Annotated in this window: 5 protein-coding genes and 1 pseudogene; 3 read left to right on the top strand and 3 right to left on the bottom strand. The window is 72.3% G+C overall.

Annotated elements, in window-relative coordinates:
- On the top strand, window positions 1-200 hold a 200-nt coding region (locus tag K206_RS44385; protein ID WP_231401676.1), incomplete at its 5' end, for a hypothetical protein.
- Window positions 197-415, top strand: a complete 219-nt coding sequence (locus K206_RS0125390; RefSeq protein WP_020205194.1) for a hypothetical protein — start codon at window positions 197-199, stop codon at window positions 413-415. The genes K206_RS44385 and K206_RS0125390, both read left to right, overlap by 4 nt.
- Before the next feature lie 150 nt (window positions 416-565).
- Here the strand turns inward: K206_RS0125390 and K206_RS43095 are convergent, their stop codons facing one another.
- Window positions 566-715, bottom strand: coding sequence for a hypothetical protein (locus K206_RS43095; RefSeq protein WP_020205196.1), 150 nt, complete (start codon window positions 713-715; stop codon window positions 566-568).
- A gap of 287 nt (window positions 716-1,002) precedes the next feature.
- On the opposite strand from K206_RS43095, the gene K206_RS0125405 reads away from it, so the two are divergent.
- Window positions 1,003-1,440, top strand: a complete 438-nt coding sequence (locus tag K206_RS0125405) for a universal stress protein (protein ID WP_020205197.1) — start codon at window positions 1,003-1,005, stop codon at window positions 1,438-1,440.
- Between the two features lie 72 nt (window positions 1,441-1,512).
- Here the strand turns inward: K206_RS0125405 and K206_RS0125410 are convergent, their stop codons facing one another.
- Both K206_RS0125410 and K206_RS43870 read right to left on the bottom strand, forming a co-directional pair.
- Window positions 1,513-2,565: a serine/threonine protein kinase gene (locus K206_RS0125410; protein ID WP_020205198.1), complete on the bottom strand. Its 1,053-nt coding sequence runs from the start codon at window positions 2,563-2,565 to the stop codon at window positions 1,513-1,515.
- A 23-nt stretch (window positions 2,566-2,588) separates the two neighbouring features.
- Window positions 2,589-2,873: pseudogene (locus K206_RS43870) on the bottom strand (RNA helicase); the annotation flags it as partial.

The raw sequence follows: 2,873 nt of genomic DNA on the forward strand, positions 1-2,873 counted from the left end.
CGGCGCCTGCCGGGCCGGCGGCCCGCCGCGTACCCCGCCTCATGGCCCGCCGCATGACCCCATCGGCCGGATGGATATTCAAATTTCCTGAATATCGAATACGAGACGGCACCGCATTGCGGCAAGGCCGCGGATCTATTCTTGGTGGCATGGAAGCGCGAACGCTTCTGCCGATTTCAACAAAGAGCGATCCGCCATGACCATCACCACCACCCGCCTGCTGCTCGCCGCCGCCCTCGCCGGCGCCGCCCTGCTCTCGCTCAACTCCGCCTTCGCCGCCGACGCGCGCGGCGCCGATGCCGGCGACGGCCACGGCCATGCGCGCGGCGCCGCGCGCGCTGCCGGCGGCGCGGATGCCTTCGGCGGCGGCGCCCGCACCGTGGTCAACGAGTACCCGTTCGGCTTCGCCGTCTGAGCCGCGCGCGGGAGCACGCCATGACCTTCAAGGAAAGCGCCCTCGTCCTGGCCGGCTGGCTGGCCGCCTGCATCGGCAGCGGCTACCTCGCCGGCTTCGCCGCGCAGGTACTCCAGAACTAGGCGCGCCGCGCGGGCGGGCGCCGGGCCGCTACGGCCCCTGCTCGTCCGGCGCGCGCGCGAAGCCATGCTCGCGGCGCGCGATGGCGCTGGCGAGCCCGTATTCGGCGGCGAACAGCAGCACCAGCGCGGCGATGGCCAGCGCGCCGAGCGCCAGCCGGTAAACGATCCAGGTCGACATGACGGCAAGCCGGGGGAAAGCCCGGCGCAATGTTCCTGCCTGCAGCGTAGGCGCGGCCGCATCAAGACTGCGCATCGATGCGGCCGCCGTGCGCAAAGAACGCCTAAAAAACCCGCCGGCGGCGAGTGCCGAAATCGACATAAGTTGATCTGGATCCTGGCAGGCGCCTGCCATCGGTGCCATCATTGCCCACAATGGCCGCCCCCGGCTGTCCGCACGCCGTCCCGGCCTGCGCCCCGGGGCGCAGCCACGCCAGGACAACCGTTGCCCAATCAGGAGATCGCCCCATGACCAATATCGTGCTTGCCACCGATGGTTCGCCCTTTGCCGATGCCGCCGCGCGCTTCATCATCGAAGGCCGCCTGCTGCGCAGCGGCTTCACCGTGCACGTGGTGCACGTGACGCCGGAAGTCACCGGACAGGTACGCGCCTTCGTCAGCAAGGAAACCATCGACGCCTGGCACCAGGAGGAGAGCGACAAGGCCATGAAGTCGGTGTCGGACATTCTCGCCGCGGGCGGCGTCGCCTTCGAGCGACACGCGCTGCATGGCTTCGCGCCGGAGCGCATCGTGGCCTATGCCACCAGCGTGGACGCGCAGGGCATCGTCATGGGCACGCACGGGCGCGGCTCGTTCTTCGACGCGGTGATCGGCTCGGTGGCGGGCCGGGTGCTGGCGCATGCGCCGTGCCCGGTGGTGCTGGTCAAGGCGCAGGACAAGAAGTAAGGCCTGCGCGGTCCGCGCCGCTTGCTTTAGGCCGCGCTTGTGCCCGGGCTGATGTCCGGGTCCGGCCGGGCTTCATGCCGGCCAGAGCGGCGGCTCGTCCATCAGCGCGACCTGCTCGCGCAGTTCGAGGATGCGGTCCTGCCAGTAGCGCGCCGTGCCGAACCACGGAAAGGCCGCGGGGAAGGCCGGGTCGCGCCAGCGGCTGGCCAGCCACGCGCTGTAGTGCAGCAGGCGCAGCGTGCGCAGCGCCTCGATCAGGTGGAGCTGGCGCGGATGGAATTCCGCGAAGTCCTCGTAGCCGGCCAGGATGTCGGCCATCTGGCGCTGCATCGCGGCGCGGTCGCCTTCGAGCAGCATCCACAGATCCTGCACGGCCGGGCCCATGCGGCTGTCGTCGAAGTCGACGAAGTGCGGGCCGGGCGGACGCGCGCCGGCCTGCGATGCCTCTATCCACAGCACGTTGCCGCGATGGCAGTCGCCATGCAGGCGCAGCAGCGGCAGTTCGCCGGCGCGCTCGTAGCAGCGGCGCGCGCCGTCGATGGCGAGCGCCGCCACCGCTTCCCAGGCCGGGCGCAGGTCGTGCGGAATGCAGTCGTGCGCCAGCAGCCAGTCGCGCGGGGCCACGCCGAAGGTGTCCACGTCGATGGCCGGGCGCGCGACGTAGGGCCGCGTGGCGCCGACCGCGTGGATGCGGCCGATGAAGCGGCCGAGCCAGGTCAGCGTGTCGGCGCGGTCGAGCTCGGGCTCGCGCCCGCCGCAGCGCGGGAACACCGCGAAGCGGAAGCCCGCGTGCGCCAGCAGCGTGCGGCCGTCGCGCGCGATGGCCGGCACCGCCGGGATCTCGGCGTCGGCCAGTTGCTGCACGAACGCGTGTTCTTCCAGGATGGCGGCGTCGCTCCAGCGGCCGGGCCGGTAGAACTTGGCCACCACCGGCGCGCTGTCTTCGATGCCGACCTGCCAGACCCGGTTCTCGTAGCTGTTGAGCGCCAGCAGGCGGCCGTCCGGCTGGAAGCCGGCGGCTTCCAGCGCGTCGAGCAGCAGGTCCGGCGTCAGGCCAGCGTAGGGCACGCCGCCATCATCGACGCCATCGCCCGTACCCGGAAGATCGAAGCCTGAGCTGGACATGATGCGCGGCCGCCGTGGGGGAATCAGCGGCCGGTCTTGCGCTGGCCGCCCAGCAGCGCGGCTTGCGGCGCCGGACGGCGGCCCTGGCCGCCGCGCGGCTGCGCGACGTTGCCGTTGACGTCGCCGCCACCGTTGCCGCCGCGGCCACCGCCGTTGCCGTTACCACCACCATTGCCATTGCCGGCGGCGCGGTTGCCGTTGGCCTGGCCGTTGCGCGGCGCGCCCTGGCCGGCCTGCGCCGGACGGCCGCCGCCCTGCGCGGGACGCTGGCCCTGCGGCTGCGGCGCGCGGCGCTGGCCTTCGGCGCC

Origin of the sequence: Cupriavidus sp. WS, from assembly GCF_000395345.1 — a bacterium.
Lineage (GTDB): Bacteria > Pseudomonadota > Gammaproteobacteria > Burkholderiales > Burkholderiaceae > Cupriavidus > Cupriavidus basilensis_B.